The organism is Micromonospora sp. NPDC000668 (assembly GCF_042897975.1).
In the GTDB taxonomy this organism is placed as follows: domain Bacteria; phylum Actinomycetota; class Actinomycetes; order Mycobacteriales; family Micromonosporaceae; genus Micromonospora.
Map to the genome: position 1 here is coordinate 494,628 of NZ_JBIAYP010000001.1, position 22,479 is coordinate 517,106.

The following is a 22,479-nucleotide window of genomic DNA, read 5'->3' on the forward strand; positions in this document are numbered from 1 at the left end:
CCGGCTCTGGCGTCACCGGTTCACCTCCTCGGGTTGCATGCGGGCGGTCGGGCAGGGGTGCCAACAGGCCGCGAGGTGGCCCGTCGCGGCGAGCGTGCCCCCGGCCCGCACCGCCTCCAGGGGCGGGGCGGAGTCGCGGCACCGCGTGTCGGCTGCCGGGCAGCGGTCGGCGAATGTGCACGCGTCCGGTTGGATCGACAGGACGGGCACCAGGCCGGGGATCTCCTGCAGCCGGTCGGTGCCGGCGTGCCTTCCCGGTGTCGGCGACGCCGACAGGAGCCCGGCGGTGTAGCGGTGGTACGGGTGCGCGAACAGGTCGGTGACCGGTGCCCGCTCCACCACCCGCCCGGCGTACATGACGACGACGCGGTCGGCGATGTCGGCGATCACGCCGAGGTCGTGCGTGATGATGAGGATGCTCGTGCCGAGCCGGTCGCGCAGGTCCCGCAGCACCTGGAGGATGCCGGCCTGGACCGTGACGTCCAGCGCGGTGGTCGGTTCGTCGGCCACCAGCACCTTCGGCCCGCAGGCCACCGCCATCGCGATCATCACGCGCTGGCGCATACCTCCGGAGAGCTGATGCGGATAGTTGTCGACTCGTTTCGCGGCGGACGGGATCCCGACGAGCGTCAGCAGTTCGACGGCGCGTGCCCGGGCGGCCCGTCGGGACATCCGTTCGTGGACCTGGAGCACCTCCCCGATCTGACGCCCGACGGTGAGCACGGGATTGAGGGACGTCATCGGCTCCTGGAAGATGTAGGCGATCTCCTTGCCGCGTACCCGGCGGAGCACCGACTCGCGGGTGCCGACCAGCTCGGTGCCGTTGAGCCGCGCCGAGCCGGTGATCCGGGCGCTCTCCGGGAGCAGGCCCGCGATGCTCATCGCGGTGACGCTCTTTCCGCATCCCGACTCGCCCACCATCCCGACGATCTCCCCGGGCGCGAGATCCAGACTGACCTTGTCGACCGCCGAGACGGTCCCGGTCTCGGTCGGGAACGAAACCGAGAGGTCGCGTATCTCCAGGACGGGTGTGTCGACCGAGGCGGCCTTTCCGGCCCGTTCGACCGTTGTCATCGCCGGTCTCCCTTCGGGTCGAGTGCGTCCCGGAGGGCGTCACCGAAGACGTTGAAGGCCAGCGCCAGACCCATGATCACAACACCGGGGAGGACGGCGGCCCACGGGGCACGGGAGGCGAACTGCTGGGCGGTGGCCAGCATGGTGCCCAGGCTGGGGGCCGGGGGTTGGATGCCGAGGCCGAGGAACGAGAGCACCGCCTCGCCCAGGATCGCCGCCGGGATCGCGACCGTGGCCTGCACCAGGATCACCGACGTCGCGTTGGGCAGGATGTGCCGGGCGAGCACCCACAGGTCGCTGGCGCCGTCCACGACGGCCGCGGCCACGAAGTCCAGCGACTTGAGCCGTAGCGTGTCCGAGCGCACCACCCGGATCACCCCGGGGATCTGGGCGATGCCGATGGCCACGGCGGCGTTGCCGAGACTGGCGCCCCGGATGGCCGCCAACCCCACCGCCATGATCAGGAACGGGAACGCGAGCAGCAGGTCGGTGAAGCGCGAGATCACCGCGTCCCAGGCGCGGAAGTAACCGGCCGCGAGCCCGAGCGGCACACCGATGACCAGGGAGGTGGCCACCGCCAGGAGCCCCACCTGCAGCGATGCCCGCGCCCCGAGCATGATCCGGGACAGGACGTCGCGACCCAGGTCGTCGGTGCCGAGCACGTGTCCGGGGGTGCCGGGGGGTGAGAACGTGTGGGCGAAGTCGGTCTGGTCGACGGAGTACGGGGCGATCCACGGCGAGAGCAACGCGATGACGGCGGCGAGGGCGAGCACGACGAAGCTCACGACGGCGAGCGGGTTCCGTCGCAACCGGCGCAGAACGCGGGTGCGCCGGGTGATGCTGCCGGAACCGGTCTCCGCCATCGGAACGGTGAGGACGGTCATGCCGGATCTCCCGTCACCCTGATCCGTGGATCGATGACCGAATAGAGCAGGTCCACGAAGAAATTGATCACGATGTAGGCCGTGGCGGTGAGCAGGACGACGGCCTGGATCACCGGATAGTCCCGCTGGAACACCGCGTCGATGGTCATTTTGCCGAAGCCCGGAAGCCCGAAGATCTGTTCGGTGACGACCGCCCCCGAGATCAGGCCCCCGAGTTGCAGGCCCACGACGGTCACCACCACGATGAGGCTGTTCCGCAGCGCGTGCTGGGTGATGACGGCTCGCGGTCGGAGGCCCTTCGCCTTCGCCGTCCGTACGTAGTCGGAGGAGAGCGAGTCCAGCATCGCCGAACGGGTCTGTCGCATGATGATGGCGGCGAGGCCGGTCCCGAGGATCACGGCCGGCAGGACGATGTGGTGCAGGTTGTCCACGGGATCCTCAAGGAACGGCACGAACCCGGAGGCGGGGAACAGCCCGGTCGCCACGGACAGGTAGAGGATCGCGAGCAGCCCGAGCCAGAAGTGCGGCACCGACAGGCCGATCAGGGCCAGCCCGTTGGCCAGCCACTCCGCCGGGCGCCCGCGGCGTACTGCCGCGAGCACCCCGGCGCCGACGCCGAGCGCCGTGGCGATGAGGATCGCCAGGATGGAGAGTTCGGCGGTGACCGGCAGGGCGGTCGTGAGCATCGACGAGACCGGCGTACCGGTCCGGATCGACACCCCGAAGTCGCCCTGCACCATGCGTTCCACGTACTGCGCGAACTGCAGTGGCAGCGGCTGGTCCAGCCCGTAGTGCCGACGGATGGCCTCGAGTGCCTCCGGTGACCGGTCCTCCCCGGCCAGCGCCAGGGCGGGGTCACCGGGGAGCGCCCGTACACCGAAGAACACCACGATCGTCGACAACAGCAGGGTCAGCGCAGACTGCCAGGCGCGGGTGAGGAGATATCGGGCCACGGCGACCTACTTGGTGAAACCGGCGAAGGCCGCGCGGATCACGCCGTCCGGGAAGACCTGCAGGCCCTGGATCTGCTTGCTGACGGCGGTCAGGTTCCGCTGCCGGTAGAGGTAGATCAGCGCGTCGTCCTGCTGGAGCAGCGTGACCGCCTGCCCGTACAGCTTCTTGCGCTCCTCGATGTCGTTGGACTGCCGGGCCTGGGTCAGCAGGGTGTCGAGCTGGGGGTTGCTGTAGCCGGCGACGTTCTGGCTCGCGCCGGTGCCGACGAAGTTCGTGATGTTGGCGTCCGGGTCGATCCGCCCGCTCCAGCCCAGTTGCAGCAGCTCGAAGTTGCCGCGGTCCTGCTCGTCGAGAAGGGACGAGTACTCCACCGGGTTGATCTTCAGGTCGAACCCGCCGTCCTTGACCATGGACTGGAGCGCCTGCGCGAGGCGCAGCGTGTCGGGCGTGTTCGACGCGAGCATCGTCACCGGGTACGGCGTCTGCACACCTGCCTCGGTGAGGAGTTGCTTGGCCTTGGCGGGGTCGTGCGCCGGGCAGGTCTGCGCCTCCGGCGACGAGAACGTGCTGGCCGGAGAGATGGGTGAGCAGGCGGCGGCGTGGATGCCGTTGAAGACGGCGTCGACCAGCGCCTTCCGGTCGATTGCGTGCTCGAAGGCCTGCCGAACCTTGGCGTTCTGCGCGAGCGGGCGGTTGATCGGCTTGGGCGGGGTGCCGATGCCGTCGACATTGCCGATGTTGATCGTGAGGCCCTGGTAGCCGAGGGACTGCGACTGCAGGACGGAGACCGCGGCGTCCTGCCGCAGGGAGGCGACGTCCTGGGTGGAGATGCTGTCGGCGACCTGGGCGTCGCCGGAGCGCAGGTTGGCAGCGCGGATGCTCGCGTCGCTGAGGATGCGCCACGAGATGGCGTCGAGGTGGACCTTGTCAGCCTCGTAGTAGTTCGGGTCCTTCACGACGTCGATGGAGTTCTGCGGTACCCGCTTGGCGAACTTGAAGGGGCCGACGCAGACCGGCGCCGAGGCGAAGTCGTCGCCCAGGCTCTGCAGGGCCTTGGCGCTCATGATCATGCCGGCCCGGTCGGCGAGGGCGCCGAGCAGGGGCGCGAACGGTTGCTTCAGCCGCAGCACGACGGTGTGCGCGTCCGGGGTGTCGACGCCGTCGATGGGACCCAGTTCGCTCTTGCGTGCCGACCGGGCGTTGGTCAGGTGTCGCTGCAGGGTGGCCTTCACGGCGGCGGAGTCGAACGCCGTGCCGTCCCCGAAGCGCACCCCCTGACGCAGCGAGATGGTCACCGTCCGGCCGTCGCTGCTCGTGGTGGGCAGGGCGGTCGCCAGTTGGGGTACGACCTGCGCCTGCTCGTTCACGTCGTAGAGCTTCTGGCACATCGCCTGGAAGACATAGCGGGAGTAGAGGCTCCGCGACAGCGTCGGGTCCAGGGCGTCGGGCTCCGCGGAGAGGGCGATGACCAGCTTGCCGCCCTGCTTCACGGCAGCGGGGTCTGCCGGCGTACCGAAGGAATCCTGGCCTGCCGACTGGTTGTCGCCGGACTGGGCGTCCCCGCTGTCCGACACCGGTGAGCAGGCAATGACCGTGCAGAAGACAGCGACCGCGGCCACGGCGGCCCGGAGCGGACGGCGGCGGGGCAGGCTCGTTTCCCTGAAGGTGAGGTTCGTCATCGGGAGCTCCTCGAGTGGGCGATTCCGGGGAGCGTATGTTGTATACGATGACCGCCGCAAGACCCTTGGAGGGCTCTCGAACGCCCGGTCATCGTGGACAAAACCCGGGCCCGCCTCAGCCGCCGGGACGCGCCCCGGCGCGGGCCGGGCCGCCCCGCACCAGGCTGATCAGGACGACCAACGCGAGCACCGCCACCACCGCACTGAAGAGCTCGGCAGCGGCCCGCAGACCGGTCACCTGGATCAGCAGGCCGACACCGACCGCCGGCACGCCGAGCATGGCGAACAGGATGGCGAAGAAGGTCGACACCACTTCGGCCTGGCCTTCCGGCGCGGTCTTCATCGTGATCGTGGTGATGCCGTCGCCGACCGCGACCCCGGCCGCGACACCAGTGATCGTCGAGCCGATCAGCAGGGTCACCAGCACCGCCATCCACATGCTGAACGCGAGCAGGCCGGCCGCCACGATCAGGCCAGCGCAGGCGCAGGCCAGCGCGGTACGTGAGGACAGAACACGGGTCAGTAGCTGACCGAACGCGGCACCGGCGAAGGCCAGGAAGACCACCAGCGCGGCCAGGGTGTGCGACTCCTCGTGCAGGACCATGCCGAGAAACAATCCGCTCACCGCCGTGAGCACTCCGAGTGCGGCGAAGCCCGCGCCGGCGGTGGTCGCGGAACGGACGAAGTCGCCGCGGATGTTCGGCGGTACGCGTAACCGCTGAGGTCGCAGGGTCAGCGGGGAACGTTGCGCCACCGTCTCCGGCACCCCGATCATCGCGATGATCCCGACCACCGCCAGGACCAGCACGATGACCCACGGCAGCCGGAGCGGCTCGGGCGCCACGTCCGACACGATTCCGGCCAGCAGGGTGCCGGTGGCGAGACCACCCAGGTTGGCGAAGATCGCCACGGTGGCCGCCCGCCTGGGATGCCGCGGATCCTTGATCAGCTCTGCCAGCGCCGCGGTCGCCGCCCCGATGACCAGTGCGGCGGAGAGACCGGCGAGCACGCGGCCCACGACGAGCATCGCCAGGTCCACGGCGGCCAGGAACACGGCGTCGGCGGCGACGGAGAGGACCAGTGCGGTGAGGATGACCGGCCGACGGCCGATCTGGTCCGAGAGGCGGCCGAAGATCAGCAGACCGACGACCACGCCGAGCGCGTACACCGCGTAGATCACGGTCACGGTCAACGACGAGAAGCCGAACTCCATCTCGTAGAGCGGGTAGAGCGGGGTCGGCACGGTGGTTCCCACGAGCGTGATCCAGAACGCGAAGGCGACCCGTACGGCGCCTGACGTGGAACCGGACCGCGCCGTTCCGCCATCGGCCTGGCTGGCGTTGGACATGACCAGTCCCCCCGGGCTCAAACCCCTGCTGCGGGCCGGCGCCGCCCGCACCCTCCCGTCGCGGCTGCTGTCCCTGTGTGCAGCATGGCCGCGGCCCTCGGCCGAGGTGCGGTAACAGCCCTAAACGCCCTCATCAGGTGGTGCGCTCGGGCTCACGACCGACGGGGTCGGCCGTGCAGGGCGGCCCGCAGCGCCGGCCCGAAGACGCGCCGGACGTCGGCCGGGGACAGCCCACCGATCGAACGGATCGGGTTCAGGTACCGCGTGAAGATCAGCCCACCCAGCACGCCGACCGCGGCGGTGGCGCGTTGCGTCGCGTCGGGCCCGCCGAGAAATTCAGCGATGCGGAGGCGCAGCTCACCGTCCAGGTAGTCACGCAGGGCGCGCATTGTGTCGTCGTCCTGCACCGCCATCCGGTTCTCGGCTGGCACGGTGGCGTCCCACAGGCCGGTGACCGAGTCGAGCAGGCGGTCGGCCAGGCCGGCCTGGTCACCCCGCAGGGCCTGGTCGAGAGCGGCGGGCTCGACGCACAGCAGGTTCAGCGACTGGCTGAAGAGGCCCTGCTTGGAGCCGAAGTGGTAGCTGATGAGCGCCGAGTCGACGTCAGCGGCCGCGGCGATCGCCCGGACCGTCGTGCCCGGATAACCGTGCTTCAGGAACAGCTCGCGCGCGGCCTCGGCGATGCGGGCCTTGGTATCGGGGTTGCCTCGAGGTCGACCCCGGGTTTTATTCAACACGATTGAATAATGCGCCTCTCCGGTGGCACGGTCAACGTCGTCAACCCCGCAACGAGGAGTGAGCACATGCGCACTGTCGTCTTTGGCGCCACCGGCCCCACCGGCCGCCAGATCATCGAGCAGGCCCTGGCCGCCGGCCACGAGGTCGTCGCGGTCACCCGCCGCCCGCACAACGTCCAGCCCCGCGCCGGCCTCGCCGTCGTCAGCGCCGACGTAGCGGACCTGGACGCCGTCCACCGGGCCGTCGCCGGCAGCGATGCCGTCCTGTCCAGCCTGGGTGTCCCGCTCACCCCGAGGCCGATCACCGTGTACTCGCGGGGCAACGCGAACATCGTGGCCGCGATGCACCGACACGGGGTGAAGCGCCTTGTCACAGTCAGCTCCAGCGTCATGGATCCAACGTGGCGACCGACCGGCGAGTTCTTCTTCAACAACGTGCTGGATCCGCTGTTCAACCGCAGGGTGGGCCGCACCGCGCACGAGGACATGCGTCGCATGGAGTCGCTCGTACGCGACAGCGACCTGGACTGGACCATCGTCCGGCCGTCCGGGCTGTTCGACCACCCGGCCGCCACGCGCTACCACGTGGCCGAGAACGTCGCGGACGGCCTGTTCACGGCACGTGCGGATCTGGCGGCGAGCATGGTGGCGCAGTTGACCGACGACCGTTTCGTCCGGCGGGCGATGGCGGTGATCACCACCGAGGTGCGGCCGAGTATCGCGGGTCTGATCTGGCGCGAGGCCGTCATGAGGAAGAAGTGACGCACCAGCCCGCGTCCTGGCCCGCCGCCCGACGGTTGCGAGGGCCCGTCGTCCCGCTTGCCGTGCTGGTCGCGCACGGCCAGCCGGACCAGCGCGGCGACCGTGCGGCCCTGGTTGCGGACCGTCGTGCCGCCTCAACCGGCGGTCGACGTCCGCCGTGCGCCGGGCGGCCACAGCACGGTCGTCGGGATGTGGCGCTGCCGCGCCCAGCCCACGGTCCGGTCGGTCGCCGCCTCGTGGCAGCCGGTCTCCCCGTCCCAGACAGCCACCACCCGGTGCACCCGGCGGAGCAGCTCCCGGTTCGCCGCCACGTAGGCCGCCGTGCCGGAGTGCCGGCATCCGGTGTGGACGACCTCGGCCGCCTGGTCGAGCAGCTCGTCGAAGGCGGCACGGCCGGCCGCGGGAATCGCCCGATCACGGTAGTCGGGGGCCGGCAGGACCACTTCGTACGTGCCGCCGGTGGCGAGCACCGCCCGCGCGAAGATCTGGTCGGCGCCGGTGGCCAGGCAGGTGACGCCCCGCACCGGCCGCTCGCTGATCCGTCGCAGCTCGGTACGGAGCGCGTCGTAGACGAGCCGCTCGGTGGCGGGGGTCAGGTTGGTGTGCCCGGTGATCCCCACCCGGACCGGCGCAGGGTCCAAGGTCATCAGACAATCCTCTCCCCCGAGGCGTCGCCCGACGCGCGCGGGGAGTCTTCCGGGCCACCGGCCTGGCGGGGCGGCCCCGGCGGGCCGGTCGGGTCGGGGGTCAGCCGGATCATCTCGAACCCGGCGTCGGACAACACCTCCGGCAGCGCCCGGATCTCGTCCCGGTTCGTCTCCTGGACGTCCCACGGCAGCTCGTCCCACGGTCGTAGCGCGGGGTGCCGGCGGCGGGTGTCGTCCCGCGGCTCGCCGTACACCCAGCCCTCCCCCCGCCGTTCCCGGCACCACCGTTCGTGTTCCAGTTGAGCCAGTTCGTCGATCCGGTCGTCGATGGCCCGGACGGCGTCCGGGTCCGCCGCCCCGGCGGTGGGGCCATGCCGGGGCGCCACCACGCAGCCGAGGCTCAACAGCTTGGCGGCGATGTCCTGCACGTGGGCACGGTTGGCCCGGCGTAGCGACTCGGGAAGCCGTGCCCAGTCCACCATGGCGGGTGTGTCGCCCCGGCGCACCCCGGCGCGCTCCTGCGACTGGAGGTACTTGTCGTGGATCTGCCGGGCCAGCCGTTCGGTGAGGTCCTCGGCGATCAACTCGGCGTCACAGGCCCGGGTCAGCACCGGATAGAGCTGGAGCCGGCCGTGCACCTCGTCGAGCAGGTCGTGCCGGCGGTCGCCGTGGAACGCGGCGGCGAGCGCCGCCTGCCGGTACACGGGTACGAACACCGTGCTCTCCGCCCGCTGCCAGAGTTCGGGGTTGTCCAGCGCCAACTGAAGCCCGTTGCGCTCGTCCACGGCGCAGACGTAGAGCCGGTCGTAGCCACGGCGCAGCATTCCCGAGTCGACCAGACCGTCGAGGTCCAGGTCGTACGCCCGCACCTCGCAGGCGGTGGGCAGGAAGGGGTGGCGGGTGGTCGCCAGCGCGAGCTCAGCGGTCGCGTCCGGGGCCACCAGGTCGACGTGCAGGGGTGGTACGGGCCGACCGGCCGGCGCTTCGGTCTGGCGCAGTTGCCAGTGCCGTGCGGTGGCCACGAGCGCGGCCCGACGGAAGCTGCCCCGACCAGCGATGAGGATCCGGACCGGGCGTCCCGTCGTCGTGGGCAGGGGATGGTGCCGGTACAGGGCCCGGGCGGCCACGTCGTCGACGTGGAAGTAGTCCAGCCGCAGCCGACTGGAGCCGGCGGCGCCCAGTCGTCGGGCCTGCAACGACAGGCACATCTCGGGGTCATGGACCTGCACGTAGACCCGGGCTGGCTGCCGTCGGTCCTGAATCAGCCGGCTCGCGGCGTTGGCGATGGCATGGTTGCGGTCGTCGTCGTCCGTGCAGGCGTAGACCGTGCGGGCGTGCGGCAGGCCGGCGCCGCGCAGCACCTCAGGGCTGGTCGGGTCGCCGGTGACCCCGAGGTAGCGGTGCCGGCGGTACTCCAGTGGCCCGAACGGCTCGGCGCGCACCACGACCACCCGCTCGCCCTCACTGAATAGCCGGTCGGCGAGCATGTGGGCGAACTGCGAGTCGCCGCAGACAACGGCGTGCCCCCTGGCCCGGCGGGCGCGCAGTCGCCGGATCTCGGCCGCCAGCAGCAGCCGGCTGGCCTCCACGACCGCGAGGAGGGTGAACAGCGGGGCGGCGAACCGGGCGACCTGCAACTGCCACGGGTACGGGCCGGGCTCCTGCAGCGGCTCCGCGCCGAGCACGAAGAGCTGGAGGTCGTAGTAGATCACGTCGTACAGGTCGTGGCCGGTGTCCGGCTCGGCCCGCAGCAGCCGCTCGAAGCCGATGAAACCGAGCACCAGCGCGAGCAGTCCGATCACCGCGAAGACCGCCCGCAGTGACCGTCCGGCCGGGCGGTACGCACCGGGGACCGGACCCGTCATCGACCAACTCCCTCGTCCGCGGGACCGTCTTCGCACCAGTGTCGCCGGCCGGCGACCGGGTGCCCACCGACCGCCCGGACCGTTCCCGGTGATCAGGCGGGATCGGTCCATCCCGAATCGTATTCGACGCAGTCGATCCGACCGGACCAGCGGCACCCCGGCTGATCGGCCCTTTTTGCAGGTGAGCGCCGCAGTCTGCGGCTGCGTACCGGTCCCCTCCGGTGGCTACCGAGGGCTACGATTGCAAGACGGGCCGGAGGGGGCGCACGAGCGGGTCGGCCTCGGGTCCCCCGACACCTGGCGCCCAGGCCGGAGCTACCGGAGGATCAGGGAGATGGACGCACTCGGAGGTCCACCGGCGGTAGGCCCGGTCAATCCCTTCTCACCGACCGCCGTGGCCCGGGTTACGGAGGACGGCACGGGCGGCAGCACGGTGATCACCGCTGCCATCCGCGACGCGACCGCCCAACTCGACGACTACCTGCGCACCGGCGACGGTGCCGTCGTCGCCGTCGTCGGTGACTACGGCACCGGCAAGACCCACCTCGCTGTCGAGTTGCTCGCCCACACCCGGCGGGTCACCGGAGCCGCCGGGCGGGCGATCTACCTGGACGCGCCGGGCGACACGTTCTTGTCACTGCACCGGCGGTTCCTCACCCTGCTGTCCCGCGACGTGGTGCGCGACCTGCTGACCCGGTACCGGACGGACCCGGCGGGCCGCACCACCTCGACGGATCTGCTCGTCCTGCGGCTGCGCGAGGAGCTCGCGGAGGTCACCACCGACCCGGCCTTCGGCACCGCGCTGGCGATGCTGCTCGACCCGGCCACCGAGGCGGCCGCCTGGGACTGGTTGTCGGGTCACCCGCCGGGGCCGGCGCTGGTCGCCGCCGGCGTGACCCCCAGCGCGGACGTGGAGGCCACCGCCGTCGAGGCGATGGGGGTGCTGGCCCTGCTGTACGGCCGGCGGCACGAACGTTTCGTCCTGGTCCTCGACGAGCTGGACAAGATCCTCACCGCGGGCGGCCGGCCGGGGCAGGAGACGATGGCCCGCCTACAGCGGCTGCTCGGGGTGTTCACGTCCGCCGGGGCCTTCCTGGTGATCGCCGGGCTGCCCGACATGCTCCATCTGCTCAGCACCGACGTGCGGCAGCGGATCGGGCCGATCGTGCGGATGTCGGCGCTGAGCGGTGCGGACGTCCGCACCTTCATCCGGCAGACCCAACTGCGGGCGCTCGGTGAGGCGCGGCTCGCACCGTTCACCGTGGAGACCACCGAATACCTGGCCAACCTCGCTGACGGGGTGCCCCGGCGGGTGATCCGGCTCTGCTACCACCTCTTCCAGCGCGCCGCCCAGGCCGGTACGCCGGTCACCCACGTCATGGTCCGTGAGGTGGTCCGGGTCCAGTTTGACCTGGCCAACCGGCAGGACGTCGCCGCCGACGTACGGCGGGTGCTCACCCAGGACGGCTGGTCGTACCAGCGGGACCATCTGGTCGGGTCGATGCGCGACCTCCCGGTGGACTTCTGGATACCCCTGGAGGAACGCAACGCCGGCTGCTGCGTGCTGCTCACCGAGTCGGTCCTCAAGTCCGAGGAGGTCGACGAGCTCAACCGGCGGGTCGTCGCGATCCGGGCGGCGGTCCCGGACAGCGAGGTCGTCCTCGTCGTCGTCGGCCACCTGCCCGCCGAGTTCGCCGCGGACCTCGCCGGCACGTTCAGCGTCGAACCGATCGTCCACGATCCGCAGTCGTTCGCCGAGGATCTCTCCGGCAGCGTCAAGGCCCTGATGCGCCGGCTGGAGCAGGCGATCGGCGCGGACGCCCTGACCTCGGTACGGCAGCGGGTCGAGCGGATCCACCGGCAGCAGAGCAACACCCAGCGCTCCATCGAGCAGCTGTCGTACCAGCTCGACGAGATCCGGGGCGAGCTGCGCCAGGACCTGGCCGGCCCGGCGGGACGGCTGAGCGTCGTACCGGAGCGGCACGACGCGGCGACGGGGGCGACGTACCCGCTGCCGGGGCGGGTGGCCCGGGTCTTCGTCGAGGCCATCACGGCACTGGACCAGCTCACCGGTTTCGAGCGGCGGCTGCGGGACGCATTCGCCCCGCACCGCGTGGCGACCGTCGCTGGCGCCGACGGCGGGCAGGCCCTGCGGTCGCTGCTGCGCTCCCGGGACGTGCAGCGCGCGGTCGGTACGTCGGTGGTCCTCCGCCGGTTGATAGAGGCGTTCCGGGAAGGGGCCGAGCAGTGGTACGACGGCCACCGCGCGAATCCTCAGCCGACGGATCTGGAGCGGTTGGACCTGCTCTGCGAGACCTACGACGGGATCGCCGAGTACCTGCCGCTGTTCCAGTTGGACACCCTGAGCGGGCTGGCCGCGCCCGGCGCGGGTGGTGAGGACGGGGCAGACTCGGCCGATCGGTCGCGTACCTGGTCGCAGGCGCGGTCGGTCTTCGACGGGCTGGGTGGTCGGGTCCGTCAGTTGCTGCTGGCCGGCTGAGCGTCGCCGGTCGGGCTCAACGGTCCGGTTCCAGGGTGCGGGCCGGTGGGACCTCACGCATCCGGGGCGGCCCGGTCGGGTCGGCGTCCGGCCAGGGCGCGACCATTCCCGGGCCGCCGGGGCGACGCCGGTCGAGCAGCGCGGTGGCCAGGGCGTGGATGACGTTGATGACCACGATGGCCGTCGCCACGATCCCCACCGTGCCGGGGAAGTCCCGTTCGAGGACGAGGGCGAGGATCACCGCGGTGATGCCGTTCTGCTGCCCCCAGGCGAGGTAGCGCCGGTCGGACGTGGGTAGGCCACGGGTGATCGGCACCGACACCACCAGTTGGGCCGCCACGGCCGCCAGGCCGAGCACCACCCCAGGGACGACGTCCACCCCCTGCACGAGCAACAGCCCGAGCAGGAAGGTGGCGACCAGGTACGCCGCCTGGGTGGACCGGCCGACGACCGGACCGAGCCGAGGTCGGAAGAAGAGCCCGGCGATCGCCACGCCGAGCATGAGGAACTGCCAGGCGGCGAAGAGAACCAGCGCGACCAGCAGCGCCACGGCCAGCCAGTTGAGCGCCGACCGGACCCGGGGTCGCACCGGGCGGGGCCCGTCCTCCCGCAGGCCGGCGGCGCGCAGCAGCAGCCACAGCAGCCAGGCGCCCGCCGCGAAGGCGATGTTGGCGAACAGGTCGACCAGGAGCTCCAGCGGACGGTCGCTGATCGCGCCGGCGAGCGCGCCCCCGTCACCTCCGCTGAGGTCCAGGGCGAACGCGGAGACGTAGACGGTGAGCAGCACGGTGATCGGGTCGTCGAAGGACGCCCAGATCGACAGGATGGAGCGGGCGCGGGCCGAGGTGCGGTCGGGACGGCTCATGGCGGCCACCGCGAGCGGGTCGATCTGGGCGACGGCCACACCGAGGACCAGGAATGCGGGGTCGCGGAAGGCCAGCACCATCACCCCGGCGATGAGCGCGGCCTTGGCGACCACGCCCACCGTGACGGCCAGCAGCACGGTGCCCAGGTGGGCACGGACCTCGGCGAGGCTGATGTCCCGGGTGCTCCCGACCAGGCCCACCGCCAGCAGGACCGACGCGAGCAGAACGTACTCGGGGGCGCGTTCGAGCCCGTCGATGTCGCCGGCCCAGGCCACCAGCAACCCGGCCAGGGCGGCGGCGACCACGGCCGCTGATCTCGCCAGTACGGTCACGGCCATCCAACCGACGCGTCGCTCCTGATTGATCCGAGGTGACGATACCGACGGCGGGAAACCACCTCAATCACGAACCACGTCGATCCCCCCGGACAATTCAGGCCGGCACCGCGAGTCGTCGGGCCACCGTCGCCATCTCCTCGTCCGCGCGGGAGACCAGGTCCTGGTCGAGGGTGACGCCGAACAGATAGTCGTCCGAAGAGAGCCGGTAGTAGTAGATCGCGCCCATCTCCACGTCGAGGACCAGCCTGGTGACGTCCCCAGCGACGGCCCGACGCAGGTCCCGACCCACCTGCAGGGCCAGCAGCGACAGGTCACCGGCGAGGCGCTGGTAGCGGTCCCGCCGATCGGCCACGGTGATGCCCCGGTTGAAGAACGGTTCCAGATCGGGGTGCTCAAGGATGTCGACCGCCGCGTGCTCACCCATCCGGTGGTGGCTCAGGTAGTGCAGGCCCGCCGGGCGCAGTGCCGCCGTGAGGGCCCCGTCGGGCGTGGACGACCCGGTCACGTGGGTCGGGAAGTCCTCCCCCGGCGCCGGGTCCGGTGTCGGTTCCCCGTCCGTGTCCGTGTTCCAGCCGCCGGGGTTCTGCGACCGCTGCCGCAGCAGCCGGCGCAGGTCGGTGGCGAGCTGCGAGGCGGCCCGGTCGACCACGCCGACCCGGCTCGGGTCGGCCACCGGCTCGGCGTCCGCCCCGGGTACGGCGGCGAAGCCGACCACGTGTTCGTTGCCCACCACAGAGTTGCAGAAGACGAGACCCGACCGGGTCTGCACGACCGTCCGGATCAGTGCCCCGGTGTGCAACTCCCCCAGCCGGCGGTGCAGCTCGCTGACCCGGTACACCAGTTGGGCGCCGACCCGGCGGTGCACCTCGCGGCGTTGCGACAGGTCGGCCTCGTCGCTTGGCGGCGGGGCGGACGGATGGGCGAACAGGTCCAGCGCGAAGTCGAGCACCCCGGTGGTGTAGTAGGCGACGTGGTAGACGCCGCAGCCGCTGAGCAGCAGCCCTCGGCAGAGGTCCCGCTTCTTGAGGAAACCCGGGACGTCCTGCTCGGCCGTCTCCTCGACCAGGGCGTCGCGCAGCTCCGGATCCGTCACCAGGTCACTCCCTCAGCTCTGCGGCACATCGATATCGGTGTCGGTCAGCGCAGCGGCGGCGTTCGGGGCGTCGTCCCGCAGCGCCTGGATCGCGGCGAGGTTGGCGAGGGCGTCCCGCGTGACCGGGTGGCCACGGCCGAGATAATGCAGGGAGGTCACGCATGTTTCCTCCTGGACCGGCAGCGCGCTGTCGACGTCCCCACGGGCGGCCAGGTTGCCGGCCTGGCAGGTCGTCGCCGCCAGCGTCCACGGGTGCGCGTCACCGAGCTTCGCCCGCAGCGAGCGCAGGCCGCGCTCGCCGTACCAGACGGCCTGGTCGAACTCCTTCGAGCCGCGCTGGAACAGGCCCAGGTTGACTGAGCAGATCGCGGTGAACGGGTGCCCCGACGCCAGCTTCCGCTCGTAACCGCGCAGGCACCGCATGGCGTGCTTGACGGCGATCCCGGCGTCGCCGGCGTGGTAGTAGTCGGCCGCCAGGCTGAGCAGGCTACCCCGGGTGTGCGGGTGGTCCTCGCCGAGGTGCTCGACATAGCCGCGGAACGTCTCGGTGCTGCGTTTCTTGGCCGGGATGGTCAGGCCGAGTCGGCGCTCGGTGACGGCGAGGCTGCGATTGACCCGCAGCTCGTCGAGGAGGCGGCCGGTGGGCAGCTCGTGGATGCGGGCGAGCGCCTCCCGCAGGGTGGCCAGCGACAGCTCGTACTCGCCGATCTCCCGCTCGCAGGTGCCGACCTGGCACGACGCCCGCCAGGTCCGCGGGTCCTCCGGGCCGAACAGCAGCATCCGGCGGTCCCGTTCCAGGCGGGCGAGCCGCAGGGCCTCCGGGGCGTCGCCGGTGAGCAGGAAGGAGATCCCGAGGTTGTTCACGGCCATCCGGGTGTTCGGGTGGTCGTCGCCGACCGTCTGGCGGAAGCCATTGAAGGTGGCCTGGTCCTCGACCAGGGCATCCTCGAACCGGCCCAGGCCGCGCAGGTCACCGCCCCGGCCGCGACCGGCGATGAGGGTATGGAAGTGGCGCAGGCCGTAGCGGCGGCGCTGCTCGCTGAGCACCCGCTCGTCCAGCCGCAGCGCCTCCTGGTGGTTGCCCAGCGCCCGGTACAGGTTCGCGGTCTGGACGAAGAGCCGCATGGTCAACTGGTCGGTCTCGTCACCGCGGTCCCACCGTTCGCACGCCGCCGAGGCCAACAGCAGCGCCGAGCGCCAGGCATCGCTGTCGTTGGACAGGAACAGGTGGCGCACCTGCTTGACGACCCAGTGCCGGACCCGCCGGTCGTCGGACTCCAGCGCCCCGGCCGGTACGAGATGCCGTTGCAGCTCGTCGAAGACGGCGGCGTAGCGGTTGTCGTCGGCCTCCGGATCGGTCGGAGCGTAGCCGGCGAGGCCATGCAGGACCTGCCGGTGCCGCTCCCGCCGCTCCGGCTCGGGGATGGCCTCCCGGAGCAGGACCTGGATGGCGCGGTGCATCCGCAGTGCCGCACCGTGCCCCCAGTCGACGTCGTAGAGCGCGAAGCGGGCGCCGACGGTGAGAACCAGGTCCACCTCAACGGCGTTGATCAGCAACTCGTCGGCGTCGGTGCCGGACGCGGCGGCGAGCTGGGTCAACATCGGAGTGGAACGCAGCAGTGGCAGCCCGATGCCCTCCGGCGAGAGGAAGGCGCTGAGCTCGGCCAGCCGGATGGCCAACTCACCGAAGGGCGTGGCGCGCAACGCCTCCAGCGTGATCCTGAGGACCCGGGCCACGCTGGCGGTGTGCGACCCGGGGATCTGCTCGCCGAGGTCCTCGTCGGACTGTCCCTCCAGCGCGGCCAGCAACTCCCGAACACCCTGACCCACGGCCTCCAGGCTGGGCACCCCGCCGTGCTCCAACCGTACGACGCGCTGCCGCATCCAGGCCGTGGCCAGGCGCAGCGCCAGCGGCAGGTGCTCCAGCGCCACCGCGATCGACCGGGCGTCCTCGGTGCCGATGCCGAGCACCCGACGCAGCATCGCGACGCTCTCGTCGCCGGTGAAGGCGGCAACCTCCAGCGGTGAGGGCAGCCCCGAGGAACCGTCGTCCCGGGAAGTGATCAGGACGTGCCCGGCGCCGTCGTGCGGCAGCAGGCCGGTCAGCACATCGGCGTCGTCGGCGTTGTCGTAGATCAGCAGCCAGCGCGGGAAGGCACCGTCAGGTGCGGAGAGCGCCTCCAGGGCGGCCTCCGCAGCCCCAGTGCTGTCCACCGCGTTGATCTCGTCGGCCAGCGCGCCGAGCCCGTTCTGGACGGTCTCCCGGTCCTGAGCGGGGATCCACCAGACCACGTCGTAGTCGTAGGCGAAGCGATGCGCAAACTCCCGGGCCAGCTCGCTCTTGCCGACCCCCGCGCCGCCGGTCAGGGTCAACGGGCGGTCCTCGCTGGCGAGGTGGTCGCGCACCCGTTCCAGGTAGTCGTCCCGGCCGACGAAGGACGGGTTGCGGGGCGGCACGTTGAACCGCAGTCGCCGGTCGGCGTCCGCCGGGAAGCGCGCGACGTTGCGCAGGTCGCCGGCGGGCTGGGCGGAGGCGATCAGGCCGAGCTGGCTCAGCAGCAGCGACTGCGCCCGGATGGCGTCAGCCGCGCGCAGATCGATGACCCGCTCGGGGTCGAACCGCTCCCGCCACGCGTCGCCGGCCACCAGCACGCCGAGCACCTCCGCCGACTGGTCGGCGGACTCCGGACGCAGCCCGGACAGCTCCGCACCGGCCCGGTCGGCGAGATCCGGCGAGAGGACCGCCAGCACGGTGGCGTTCGGCCCGAAGTCGGGCTCCACGCCGGGGCGTACCGCCCACAGGTGGGGCCGGACCCCGGTGCGACGCAGTTGCCCGCTGATCCAGTCCGCCCACGGCCGGTCGACCGGGTCGTACGCCACGGCGATGTCGCCGAGACTCTCCGCCGGCTCCAGGAGCACCGCATGCCGGTAGCGCTTGCGGATCCGCTCCGGCACCGGGGCCGCCCGGGTGACCTCACCCCCGGTGATCCACTCTGTGATCCGCTCGTACGCCGCCAGCGGGCTGCCCGCGTCGTCGGGCTCGTCGGCGAGCACCGACAACACGTCCTCGAAGGTGTCGTAGTTGCGCCCCGGCACCTCGACGATCCCCACCGCCGCGGGGTCGGGGGCGTCGGACGACTTTTCGAGCAGTCGGGCGAAGGCCTGGCGGACAAAGTCGCGGGACTCCCCGCGCCACGGCTCGGGGACCTCGTGCAGGGTTGGCGCGGCCAGCACCCGGATCCCGCCGGTGGCCCGCTGCCGCAGCTCCGCGGCGAGCCCGGCCGCCTGCTGCACCGCCGGCCGGCGAGGTGGCATGCACACCACCGCGACGTCGCTGAGCACCGCGCCGTGGGTGATCCCCGGCTCGGTCAGGTCGACCGGGGCGTCGATCAGGACGTAGTCGTACTCGGCCCGCTGGAGCAGCTGCCGGAGCCGGGCGGCATCGCCGGTGGGCGGGCCGGCGGCGGTGGCGCCGAGACCGACCATGGCGAACGTGGCGGTCGAGCCGGACACCGCGTACCGGTAGAGGGTGCCCTGCTCGGGCGCGGTCGGTGCGATCATCGTCGCGGGTGGCACCGGCGGCGCGTCCGGTGCGGGGGTGAGCACGGCGGCGAGGTCCTCGCCCAGCTCCCGGGCAGCCGGGACGGCGTCCACCTGGACTGGGCGCAGGAAGTCGTAGACCCGAGGGGTCTTCGGGCACCAGTCGACGGCGAGCACCTTCTTGCCGTTGCCGGCGAGGATCCAGGCGACGTTGGCCACCGCGCTGCTGCGGCCGGTGTCGTCGGCGGGCGACACGAACGAGACGATCGTGGCGATACCCGGTGTCGCATCCCTGCTGATGTTCATGGCTCTCCCCGGCCCGGGCGGTGGAGCGGGTCGCCAGCGTCGGCCGCGGCGCCCGTGGGGTCAGTCGTCGCCATCGAGGGCGCTCTCGAAGCCTGCGTACTGGTCACCGGGGGCGGCGGCGCGGCGGTCGAGCCGTCGCAGCGCGGCGACGAGGACGCCGACCGGCAGAGCGTCCAACTCGGTGAGGTCCAGGTCGGTGAGGTCGATCAGCTCCGAACGGAAGTCGTCCTCTCCGGTGTCCATCCCCGACCACCGCCTGTCTCCGTGTCGCGCCGCGCCCGGTCCGCTCCCCACCGCCGGGCCAGACATTGACCGGTGGCCAGATCCGCTGAGTGTGCTCATGATAACCGTGCGCCGCACTTCGGGCGGACACCCGGACGGCGGTCAGACCAGGTACGACGGGTCCGCACCGGCACCCGCCGGTCGGCGGCGGCACGCGGAACGTCGCATGTCGATGTATGCTCCACTCTGGTCAGGTGGCCGGATCGGCGACCGACAGGACGGCGGAGCGTCTGATGCCCGGACCCGTTGGCGGCCACCAGCCGTCGCTCGGCGCGACGGTCCGCTCCGCGCCGCCGAGGCGACCGGTCCCCTTTCGACAGTTCGTGGTGAAGCTGCACAGCCGCTGCGATCTGGCCTGCGACCACTGCTACGTCTACACGATGGCCGACCAACGCTGGCGGTCCCGACCCCGGGTGATGTCGGCGGCGACGCTGGCGCGCACCGGGGAGCGGATCGGCGAGCACGCCCACCGGCACGGGCTGAAGGGGGTGAGCATCGTCCTGCACGGCGGCGAGCCGCTGCTGTCCGGGGTGGGCGGCGTCGCACGGGCCGTCGAGCTGCTGCGGCGCGGGGCCGCGCCGGTGCCGGCTCGGGTGAGCGTGCAGACCAACGGCGTCCGGTTGGACGACTCCTTCCTGCGCCTGTTCGACCGGCTCGACGTCGGGGTCAGCGTCAGCCTCGACGGGGACCGCACCGCGCACGACCGGCACCGACGGGGGCCGGACGGGCAGGGCAGCCACGACCGGGTCGAGGCCGCGCTGCACCGGCTCACCGGGTCGTATCGGAGGCTTTTCAACGGGCTGCTCTGCACCGTCGACCTGCGCAACGATCCGCTCACCACCTATCGCAGCCTGCTGGCCCACCAGCCCCCGGTGGTGGACTTCCTGCTGCCCCACGGCACCTGGTCGGCGCCGCCCGCCGGCCGCCCACCCAACCCAATGCACGCCCCGTACGCGGACTGGCTCATCGCCGTCTTCGACGAGTGGCACGCCGACGGCGGGCAGCAGACCCGGGTCCGCCTCTTCGACGAGATCATCCAACTCCTGCTCGGCGGTTCCTCCCGCCTGGCCGGGGTAGGGATCAGCCCGGTCGCTGTCGCCGTGGTGGAGACCGACGGGGCGATCGAGATGGACGACACCCTCGGCGCCGCCCACGCCGGTGCCGGGCACACCGGCCTGCACGTGGACCGGGACACCTTCGACGCCGCCCTGGACCAGCCCGGCGTCCGGGCGCAGCAGGCCGGGGTGGCCGGGCTCTCCGCCGAGTGCCGCACCTGCGACCTGCACCGGGTCTGCGGCGGCGGCCTCTACACGCACCGCTGGCGCGCCGGTAGCGGCTTCGACAACCCGTCGGTGTACTGCGCCGACCTGTACCGGCTCATCGGCCACATCCGCCGCACCCTGCGCCGGGACGTGACGGCGCTGCGGAGGGCGGCGCGGTGACGCCGGCCGGGCACCGGCTGCCGCGATCCATCCTCGACGACCTCGCCAAGGGGCAGGGCGGCTCGGCCTCCATCGAGCTGCTGAGGGCCGCACAGCACAGCAAGAACCTGATGCTGGTCCGGGCTCTGGTCGTCCTCACCCACCGGGTGGACCATCCGGACCGGGCAGCGGTCGAGGCGGCGTATCGGATGGTGGGTGGGCTGACCCGGGACCAGCGCCGGGCCGCGTGGGGCCATCCGCCGGTGGCCGCCTGGGCCTTCGGCACCGCGTCGCTGCTGCGCCGGGGCGGACGCGCGGCGGCGTACCCCGGTCTGCTCGCGGCGGTGGCCGCGGCCGCGGCGGTGCGGGCCCGCGCGGACGCCGACCTGGACCTGCCGCTCAACCCGGCCACGCCGGGCCGGCTGGACCTGCCCGGCCTCGGCACCCTGCGGGTCGACCCCACGGCGACCCGCGCCCGGGTGCGGTGCGCCGGCGGGCGCGCGGAGGTGCGCTGCGCCGGCGAGCGGATCGAGATCGGGTACGACCACGTGCCCGACCACCGGTGGCGACCCTTCCCCGAGCTGCGCGCCACCCACGGCGGGCTTTCGCTGCGGCTGCTGCTGGACACCGGGACGTGGCGACACGTGCCGACGACGGTCGAGGTCGGCGCCCACCCGATCGCCGGTCCCGTCTCCGACCCGGGCCGGTGGCTGCACCGGTTGCGCGGGGCGTGGCGCCTGCTCACCGACGAGCATCGGGCGGTCGCCGAGGAGCTGGCGGCGGCGCTCTGCGCACTGGTGCCGCTCGCCGCGCCACGGGCCGGAGTCCGCAGCGGCACGTTCCACCACGGCTTCGGGTCGGTGGCGATGTCCCTGCCGCCGGATGCCCGTTCCACGGCGGTCACCCTGGCCCACGAGATCCAGCACCTGAAGCTCGCCGGGCTGACTGACCTGTTCCCGCTGGTGGAGCCGGGGCCGGAGGAGTCGTTCTACGCGCCGTGGCGACCCGACCCCCGACCGCTGGACGGCCTTCTGCACGGCGCGTACGCCCACCTGGGGGTGGCCGGCTTCTGGCGCCGGCAGCGGCTGGTGGAGCATGACCGGGCCGCCCGGCACCACGCCGAGGTCGAGTTCGCCCGGTGGACCCGGGCCGCCGGGGAGACCGTCCAGGTGCTGACCGCGCGGCCGCGACTGACCACGGTCGGCCGATGCCTGGTCGACGGCATGGCACCGGTCCTCGACCGCTGGGCCCGGGAACCGGTGACCCCGGACGCGGCGGCCGAGGCCGGGCAGCTGCTCGCCGCGCATCGGGCCCGCTGGGACCGGGAGCGGGCCGGGGCGCGACCAGCGTGACAGCGAGACTCGCCGAGCTCCTCTACGCTGTCGCGCATGGGGGACGGTAACGAGCAACCCACCCGCCGTGAGTGTTTCGTGATCGCTCCGATCGGCCCGGAGGGCTCCGATATCCGCCGGCGTAGCGACCAGATCCTCAAGCACGTCATCCGCCCGGTGGTCGAGGCGCGGGGGTTCCAGGCGATCCGGGGTGACGAGATCGAACGCGCCGGCCTGATCACCTCACAGGTGCTCGACCGGATCATCCAGAACGACCTGGTCATCGCCGACCTCACCGACCAGAACGCCAACGTCTTCTACGAGTTGGCCGTGCGGCACGCGCTGCGAAAGCCGTTCGTGCAGCTGATGGCGAAGGACCAGCAACTCCCCTTCGACGTGCAGGGCATGCGCACGATCCTGGTCGACCACACCGACCTGGACAGCGTCCACTCCGCCATGGAACAGCTCGGCCGCGCCATCGACTCGATAACCACGGACGCCGACATCGTCACCCCGATGTCGGTCGCCCTGACCCTGCAGGACCTGCGCGGCTCGTCGAGCCCGCACGAAACCGGCCTGTCGCAGATCATCGAGACGCTGCCGCAGATGATGGACATCCTTCAGGACCTGCAACGACACATGGGCACGGGCGGCCCGGTCGAGCCCTCGGAGGCGGACGACCACCGGCGGCTGCGCGGCCTCATCGTGTCGTTGACCGACCGTGGAATGGTCACCGAGCAGGATCTGACCGGCCTGCTCGGCGGGGCCAGCGGCAAGTTCGACAAGTGGGTCCAGCACCTCATCCAGCGCTCGAACGGTGCCGGCTGACCGTCCTGATGCGACGGTCGCTCC

General features: G+C 71.9%; 17 protein-coding genes. 5 read left to right on the top strand and 12 right to left on the bottom strand.

The window, feature by feature from the left end:
• Nucleotides 1-12: 12 nt before the first annotated feature.
• The 6 genes from ACFY29_RS02300 to ACFY29_RS02325 all read right to left on the bottom strand — a co-directional run bounded on the left by ACFY29_RS02300 (nt 13) and on the right by ACFY29_RS02325 (nt 6,676).
• Nucleotides 13-1,074: an ABC transporter ATP-binding protein gene (locus ACFY29_RS02300; RefSeq protein WP_386982685.1), complete on the bottom strand. Its 1,062-nt coding sequence runs from the start codon at nt 1,072-1,074 to the stop codon at nt 13-15.
• On the bottom strand, nt 1,071-1,958 hold the full coding sequence (locus ACFY29_RS02305; protein ID WP_328415777.1) for an ABC transporter permease: 888 nt from the start codon (nt 1,956-1,958) through the stop codon (nt 1,071-1,073). The genes ACFY29_RS02300 and ACFY29_RS02305 overlap by 4 nt, the downstream gene beginning before the upstream one ends.
• Nucleotides 1,955-2,911, bottom strand: a complete 957-nt coding sequence (locus ACFY29_RS02310) for an ABC transporter permease (RefSeq protein ID WP_328415775.1) — start codon at nt 2,909-2,911, stop codon at nt 1,955-1,957. The genes ACFY29_RS02305 and ACFY29_RS02310 overlap by 4 nt, the downstream gene beginning before the upstream one ends.
• A 6-nt stretch (nt 2,912-2,917) precedes the next feature.
• The gene (locus tag ACFY29_RS02315) at nt 2,918-4,591 is read right to left on the bottom strand and encodes an ABC transporter substrate-binding protein (RefSeq protein ID WP_355610356.1); all 1,674 of its coding nucleotides are present in this window, start codon (nt 4,589-4,591) and stop codon (nt 2,918-2,920) included.
• A 115-nt stretch (nt 4,592-4,706) separates the two neighbouring features.
• Nucleotides 4,707-5,939 carry an MFS transporter gene (locus tag ACFY29_RS02320; protein ID WP_386982688.1) on the bottom strand — a complete coding sequence of 411 codons (1,233 nt, stop codon included), beginning with the start codon at nt 5,937-5,939 and terminating at the stop codon, nt 4,707-4,709.
• A 152-nt stretch (nt 5,940-6,091) separates the two neighbouring features.
• Complete coding sequence (locus ACFY29_RS02325) at nt 6,092-6,676, bottom strand: TetR family transcriptional regulator (protein ID WP_355610352.1); 585 nt, start codon at nt 6,674-6,676, stop codon at nt 6,092-6,094.
• Between the two features lie 9 nt (nt 6,677-6,685).
• Between ACFY29_RS02325 and ACFY29_RS02330 the strand changes: the two genes are divergently transcribed.
• Nucleotides 6,686-7,438 carry an NAD(P)-dependent oxidoreductase gene (locus tag ACFY29_RS02330; protein WP_386982690.1) on the top strand — a complete coding sequence of 251 codons (753 nt, stop codon included), beginning with the start codon at nt 6,686-6,688 and terminating at the stop codon, nt 7,436-7,438.
• A 134-nt stretch (nt 7,439-7,572) separates the two neighbouring features.
• Here ACFY29_RS02330 and ACFY29_RS02335 read toward each other — a convergent pair whose 3' ends face one another.
• Nucleotides 7,573-8,085 carry a hypothetical protein gene (locus ACFY29_RS02335; protein ID WP_328415766.1) on the bottom strand — a complete coding sequence of 171 codons (513 nt, stop codon included), beginning with the start codon at nt 8,083-8,085 and terminating at the stop codon, nt 7,573-7,575.
• A complete protein-coding gene (locus ACFY29_RS02340; protein ID WP_386982693.1) occupies nt 8,085-9,950 on the bottom strand; it encodes a RyR domain-containing protein in 1,866 nt (621 codons plus the stop codon). The genes ACFY29_RS02335 and ACFY29_RS02340 overlap by 1 nt, the downstream gene beginning before the upstream one ends.
• 334 nt (nt 9,951-10,284) lie before the next feature.
• On the opposite strand from ACFY29_RS02340, the gene ACFY29_RS02345 reads away from it, so the two are divergent.
• Nucleotides 10,285-12,450 carry an AAA family ATPase gene (locus ACFY29_RS02345; RefSeq protein ID WP_386982695.1) on the top strand — a complete coding sequence of 722 codons (2,166 nt, stop codon included), beginning with the start codon at nt 10,285-10,287 and terminating at the stop codon, nt 12,448-12,450.
• A gap of 16 nt (nt 12,451-12,466) precedes the next feature.
• Here the strand turns inward: ACFY29_RS02345 and ACFY29_RS02350 are convergent, their stop codons facing one another.
• The 4 genes from ACFY29_RS02350 to fxsA all read right to left on the bottom strand — a co-directional run bounded on the left by ACFY29_RS02350 (nt 12,467) and on the right by fxsA (nt 18,836).
• Nucleotides 12,467-13,654, bottom strand: a complete 1,188-nt coding sequence (locus ACFY29_RS02350; RefSeq protein WP_386982697.1) for a hypothetical protein — start codon at nt 13,652-13,654, stop codon at nt 12,467-12,469.
• Between the two features lie 94 nt (nt 13,655-13,748).
• Entirely contained in the window at nt 13,749-14,747 is a 999-nt protein-coding gene (locus tag ACFY29_RS02355; RefSeq protein ID WP_386982698.1) for a hypothetical protein, read from the bottom strand.
• Nucleotides 14,748-14,759: 12 nt separating this feature from the next.
• Nucleotides 14,760-18,593, bottom strand: coding sequence for an FxSxx-COOH system tetratricopeptide repeat protein (gene fxsT / locus ACFY29_RS02360; protein ID WP_386982699.1), 3,834 nt, complete (start codon nt 18,591-18,593; stop codon nt 14,760-14,762).
• Nucleotides 18,594-18,653: 60 nt separating this feature from the next.
• Complete coding sequence (fxsA, locus tag ACFY29_RS02365) at nt 18,654-18,836, bottom strand: FxSxx-COOH cyclophane-containing RiPP peptide (protein WP_328415758.1); 183 nt, start codon at nt 18,834-18,836, stop codon at nt 18,654-18,656.
• A gap of 272 nt (nt 18,837-19,108) precedes the next feature.
• On the opposite strand from fxsA, the gene ACFY29_RS02370 reads away from it, so the two are divergent.
• The 3 genes from ACFY29_RS02370 to ACFY29_RS02380 are packed head-to-tail and all read left to right on the top strand — an operon-like array spanning nt 19,109 to nt 22,455.
• Nucleotides 19,109-20,317 (top strand): FxsB family cyclophane-forming radical SAM/SPASM peptide maturase, encoded by a 1,209-nt coding sequence (locus ACFY29_RS02370; RefSeq protein ID WP_386982702.1) that lies wholly within the window; start codon nt 19,109-19,111, stop codon nt 20,315-20,317.
• Complete coding sequence (locus ACFY29_RS02375) at nt 20,314-21,648, top strand: HEXXH motif domain-containing protein (protein WP_386982703.1); 1,335 nt, start codon at nt 20,314-20,316, stop codon at nt 21,646-21,648. Before ACFY29_RS02370 ends, ACFY29_RS02375 begins: the two co-directional genes overlap by 4 nt.
• A gap of 36 nt (nt 21,649-21,684) precedes the next feature.
• Nucleotides 21,685-22,455: a hypothetical protein gene (locus tag ACFY29_RS02380; protein ID WP_386982705.1), complete on the top strand. Its 771-nt coding sequence runs from the start codon at nt 21,685-21,687 to the stop codon at nt 22,453-22,455.
• The last annotated feature ends 24 nt before the right edge of the window (nt 22,456-22,479 follow it).